This is a genomic window from Psychromonas hadalis ATCC BAA-638 (assembly GCF_000420245.1).
Lineage (GTDB): Bacteria > Pseudomonadota > Gammaproteobacteria > Enterobacterales > Psychromonadaceae > Psychromonas > Psychromonas hadalis.
On sequence record NZ_ATUO01000200.1, the window covers coordinates 1 to 5793 of the forward strand.

At 38.2% G+C, this 5793-nt stretch carries 5 protein-coding genes; all 5 read left to right on the top strand.

Going from position 1 to position 5793, the window contains the following annotated elements:
* Nucleotides 1-318 precede the first annotated feature (318 nt).
* The 5 genes from G322_RS0117050 to rfbA all read left to right on the top strand — a co-directional run bounded on the left by G322_RS0117050 (nt 319) and on the right by rfbA (nt 5646).
* Nucleotides 319-705, top strand: coding sequence for a hypothetical protein (locus G322_RS0117050; protein WP_022942914.1), 387 nt, complete (start codon nt 319-321; stop codon nt 703-705).
* Nucleotides 706-718: 13 nt separating this feature from the next.
* Nucleotides 719-2455: a polysaccharide biosynthesis/export family protein gene (locus G322_RS0117055; RefSeq protein WP_022942915.1), complete on the top strand. Its 1737-nt coding sequence runs from the start codon at nt 719-721 to the stop codon at nt 2453-2455.
* Between the two features lie 43 nt (nt 2456-2498).
* Nucleotides 2499-3284, top strand: coding sequence for an ABC transporter permease (locus G322_RS0117060; RefSeq protein WP_022942916.1), 786 nt, complete (start codon nt 2499-2501; stop codon nt 3282-3284).
* 111 nt (nt 3285-3395) lie between these two features.
* Nucleotides 3396-4733: a KpsE/RkpR family capsule polysaccharide export protein gene (locus G322_RS0117065; protein ID WP_022942917.1), complete on the top strand. Its 1338-nt coding sequence runs from the start codon at nt 3396-3398 to the stop codon at nt 4731-4733.
* Between the two features lie 16 nt (nt 4734-4749).
* Nucleotides 4750-5646 carry a glucose-1-phosphate thymidylyltransferase RfbA gene (gene rfbA, locus G322_RS0117070; protein WP_022942918.1) on the top strand — a complete coding sequence of 299 codons (897 nt, stop codon included), beginning with the start codon at nt 4750-4752 and terminating at the stop codon, nt 5644-5646.
* Nucleotides 5647-5793: the final 147 nt, after the last annotated feature.

Sequence of the window (5793 nt, forward strand, 5' to 3'; positions counted from 1 at the left end):
TTAGTCCTGCATGTTTTCATTTATATAAATAGAGACTAATTCCTTCAATCAAGAAAAATCACTGGATTGGTGGTTAACTGTACTTAACTTGTATTATTTAAACCCGTTTTCCCTGTCATATCTTAGTTGCATATTGACATTAACTTGATGTTGCATTAGAGTACACATGCTTTAAAAAATGACATGCCACATAGTTAACGTATAAATTATTTTTCACGCTGTGCTATTTGCGTTATATTGAGGGCGGTAGCGTGCCTCAAGCTAGTTATAGTGAGGTTTCTTAAATAATATGATTAAGCTCAAATAAAAATGACAAACATGCCTGCAAAAACATTTATCTTCTTATCTGCTCTTATCATCTCCGGATGTTCAAATAAACCACGAGAAGTAACGGCTTCAGTGCCTTTGGTCTCTTTTTCCCAAGACAAACCCAATAAAAAAGAGATACCTCTTCAATATTGGAGTCGCTTAGCAGACCCCCTTGAAAGACAGATTCAGCACAATAGATATCAAATTCAATTATCAGAACTTTACCTCTCAGCATTAGGTTTACAGTGCAGAGAGCTTATTTTTACTGATAAAAAAAATAAAATAGAAAAGCGAATTGCTTGTGAAATTCCTTTTGTAAATGAAAATAACAAACAAGATAAAGCTTGGTTTATAGAAAAACAGATCATTGAGTCAAGTGGTTATGTTGAACTGTAATAACGGAATATAAATGAGATTAAATAAATTACACCGCTTGATGATTTTGCTCCTGCTCTCTGCTTCTCCTTTCTCTTATGGCGCCTTTGAATCGACGAGTAGTATTGATACAGGTTCAAGTAATACGAATAAAGGTATTCCCGTGCTAACAAACCCATCGGGCATAGAATCTTTAGAAACGGGACGTTATAACAAACAAAATCGGCAGGGTCTCTTGTTGCCCGGTGAAGTCGATGTACGCCAACTACTTCCCTCTTCAGGTGAAAACTTTCCGCCTCCCTACGGAGCAAATATCTTTGCAGGTGGCTACGAATCAGAACGAACAGATGGGTTAAATGCCAATTACCTGATCGCGCCCGGTGATAAAATAAGCATCTGGTTATGGGGAGCGGTCGCTTATGCCGACCTTACAACGGTAGACAATCAAGGCAATATCTTCATACCTAACATTGGCCCCATTAAAGTCGGCAATGTGCCAGCAAGTGATGTCAACAAATTGGTAGGGTCGAAAATAAAAACCATTTACACCCGTGATGTTGAAGTTTATGTCAACTTACTAACCGCAACACCAGTAAGCGTTTATCTATCGGGGGCCGTTATTCGTCCGGGACAATATGCGGGTATGGCATCTGATAGTCTACTTTATTATTTAAAGCGGGCAGGGGGCATTGACTCTGAACGGGGTAGCTATCGTGAAGTGCAAGTATTACGCAACAACAAAATAATTGCCAAGATTGATTTATATGAATTTATTCAGTCAGGAAAATTAAAAAACATCATCTTTAAAGACAAAGATGTTATTTTAGTTAAGCCTCAATATGCTGCCATTACTGTTTCGGGAGGGGTGAGAAATCCATTTCGTTTTGAACTGATCAATAACATATCGACAGGGAAAGAGATCTCCGCCTACGCAAGACCTTTAGCAAAAATCAGCCATGTAGGTGTTTTTGGTAACCGTATTACCGGACCCTTCTCAGTTTATCTTGAATATAAAGAGTTTCAAAAATTCAAGCTTCAAGATGGTGACAACGTTATTTTTAATGATGATTTACATGCGCAAGTCATTGACGTACAGATATCTGGCAGTTATTTAGGTCCTTCCTATTTTGCTGTCAAAAAAGGCACACGTTTACACGACTTGCTTAGTCATATTCCTATTAATCCAGAGCTAACCGATAATAAATCTATTTACATTTTGCGCAAAAGTGTCGCTGAAAGGCAAAAGCAGATGTTGTCTGATTCATTAGACCGATTAGAGCGTAGCGTTTTTACTGCGCCCGTCTCTTCTGATGGCGCGGCTGCTATTCGCGCTAAAGAAGCAGAAATGGTGATGCTGTTCTCTGAAAAGGCACGTAAAATAGAGCCACTTGGAAAAGTGATCGTTTCTGAGCTAGGGCATACTGCTAATATACTATTAGAAAAAGGGGATCAAATAGTTATTCCTCATTACACCGATCTTATTCAAGTCGGTGGTGAAGTGCTGATGCCACAGGCCATCGTTTATAACCCCAACGCAACAATCGATGATTATGTCGCATGGGCGGGTGGTTTTAGTGATAGAGCCGATGATGAAAAAATATCCATTGTTCGTGCTAATGGCACGGTTATTTTTGATGCAAAAGCAAAAATAAAACGTGGCGATCAAGTCATCGTTTTACCAAAAGTAGATGCCAAAATCATGCAAGCGGTGAAAGACATCACCCAAATTATCTACCAAATTGCTATTGCCGCAAATGTAGTGATTAAATAATGGGGCAACGTTTTCAAGCCTTTAGTCTTAAGGCGTGTTTCTAATGGCCTTAGTCAAAAAACGTTCAACCCTGCAAGTGTGGGGTGACGTAATATTTGCAATTTTTTTACGTGAGATAAAGAGCAGCTTCAGCGATAAATTTGGCCTCAGTTGGGCGCTTGTCTCACCGATGATCATGGTTGTCGTGATGGTGGCCATACGACAGCCTTTTGATGGAGGCGAAACGCATGGCTTAGCCACCCTGTTTTTTGTTATTTATGGCGTGTTGTTAGTGCAGTTTTTTTTAGGTGTGATGGAAAAGACATCTGGTGCCATTCAAAAAAACAAACCGTTGTATGCCTTTAGACAAGTGCAGCCGATTAGCTCCATTGTCGCCATCGCAGGTTTTGAGTTATTAGTAAAGTTTTTTTTAGTGTTAGTTATCGCTGTTATCTGTTTTTTTATCAGAGTCGATATTCAGATGCACGATCCGCTTGAAATACTCTTATTAGTCTTTCGGGTTTGGATCATTGCGATCAGTATTGGCACGCTTTTATCACTAGCAAGCTGTTATGTACCTGAAGTAAAGAAATTACAAATATTCATTACTAGGCCGCTGTTTTTTATATCGGGTATCTTCTTTAGTTTACAAGATATACCGCGAGAATATTGGCACTATTTAACATGGAATCCACTTTTACATGCGATTGAATTAGCGCGTTATGCCGCCTCTCCTGCTTATGGTGATGCGGGAGTGAGTTATTTTTATTTAAACATGGTTACCATTGTCTGCGTGTTTTTTGCATTAGCTTGTTACCACATAGGTTGGAAGCAAGCGATAAGCCGATGAAAACAAGCTGTCAGCCATTAGCCTTCAGTTGTCAGCGAAGACTAATAACTCATAGCCAATAACTATATTTTTTACTGAGAGCGGACAGCTAATAACTGCTCGCTGATTAATATGCCCGAACAACGATTTATACAATTACGTAACACATTAAAAGCGGAAGATTTTAACAGTGTTGAGTTTTTAAAACAAAAAGCACAACAGTTAAAAGCGTCAGATACTAAATTATCTGAGCGAATTTTAGTGCGCGTAAAAAACTTAGAAAAGCAGAAAAATCAGCTAATAGAAAAGTGCGAAGGCGAGAAAACGAAGAAGCCTACAAGCCTTCAAACAGTAAAACCCTCTAACGTTAAAACGCGTTTACAATCTTTAAAGCAATCAAACTTTATGTGGTTTGTTGTTTTACCCTCTTTGTTATTTGCATTTTATCAGGTATTTATTGCAACGGAACGCTTTGAAAGCCAAGCACAAATTATTGTGCAACAACCAGATGCGATGGCAACAATGGATGCGGGTATGGCACTATTAACAGGAATGGGTGTGTCAACAGGGGGGTCTGATACTGAATTAATTAAAGCCTATATAAACTCTTACGATATGCTGCAGCACCTTAATAAAGCATTGAATTTGCGTCGTCATTACAGCCAGCCTGATATCGATTACTTTAGTCGTCTCCAGGCCGATGATACAAGAGAAGAGTTATTTGACTATTATCAAGCTCGGGTGAGTGTTGTTATCAATGATAAGTCGGGCATTATTAGTATTTATAGTCAGGGTTTCGACAGTGATTATGCCCAACAGTTAACCAATGAAATTGTAAAACGTGCCGAGTGGTTTATTAACTCAATCGGCCATCAACTTGCAAGTGCGCAGTTGGCATTTGTGCAACAAGAGCATGAAAATATAGAGGGAAGGTTGCGAAGTGCACAAATTAATTTACTCAACTTTCAGCAAAAATATAATTTGTTAGATCCCACCGCAGAGGGAATGGCAATGCAGCAAATTACCTATACATTGGAAGGAAAAATAGCTGAAAAACAAACAGAGCTAAAAATAATAAAAGCGATCATGAGCAATAAAGCACCACAGGTTTTAGTGTTAAATAATGAACTTAAAGCGCTTGAAAGTCAGTTAAAAAATGAACGTAGCAAACTCGCTCAATCGGGTCAAGATGCCATTCCAGTGAGTGAGATTTTATCAAGATTTACCGGCTATAAAATAAAAATGGAGCTAGCCTTGCAGGCATATACTTCATCGCAAATATCCTTAGAAAAATCGAGAATCGAAGCCTACCGTCAAATTAAATATTTGATTGTAGTAGAACAAGCAACATTGAGTGAAGAAAATAAATACCCTGATGTGATATATAACATTAGCCTTTTTTTACTATTATTAAGTATGGCATTTGGTATAGGAAGAATCATCGTTAGCACAATCCAAGAACTAAAATAACTAATAAAAGAGACTTATGAATTTAAATCCTCAAAACCGTAAAGGTATTATCTTAGCCGGTGGATCAGGCACGCGCTTATATCCATTAACAAAAGTGGTAAGTAAACAGCTGATGCCAGTTTACGATAAACCGATGATTTTCTACCCGGTTTCAAACTTAATGATGGCAGGCATAACAGAAATATTAATTATCTCTACACCTGATGAAATTCATCGATTTGAACGATTATTAGGTGATGGCAGTGCATGGGGAATTAAATTTGAATATGTAGTGCAACCTAGCCCTGATGGTTTAGCGCAGGCATTTATTTTGGCGGAAACGTTTTTAAATAATTCTCCTGTCGCATTGATACTGGGTGATAATCTATTTTATGGTCATGACTTCTCCCTCTCGTTACAAAAAGCAAATCAGCAACAGAGTGGTGCCACCGTATTTGGTTACCATGTTGCCAATCCAACATCTTACGGTGTTGTGGAGTTTGATAAGCATGGAGCCGCTATTTCGATAGAAGAAAAGCCAGCGCAACCAAAATCAAACTATGCAGTACCAGGGTTATACTTTTTTGACAATCAAGTGGTGCAATTTGCAAAGAACGTGAAACCTTCTGAGCGTGGAGAACTTGAAATTACAGATGTGATAGATCAATATTTACATGCAAAATCGCTTAAAGTCGAAATAATGGGTCGTGGTACTGCGTGGTTAGATACGGGCACATTAGACGACTTACTCGATGCTGCTGTTTTTATTCGTGCCATTGAAAAACGTCAAGGTTTAAAAATCAGCTGCCCAGAAGAGATTGCATATCGTATGGGTTATATCAATCAATCACAGCTATGTGAGATTGCAAAGCCCTTAGTTAAATCTGGTTATGGTAAATATTTATTAAGCCTGTTAGACCATAAAGTATTTTAAAATAGTTTAAAAAAATCAAAGGGAACTGATCATATAGAGCATTTTTGGTTAACTTTCTTTTGGGAAGTGGGACTTTAGTCCTGCATGTTTTCATTTGTATAAATAGAGGCTAACCCTCTTCAATAAAAAATCACGGGGTTGGTTGTT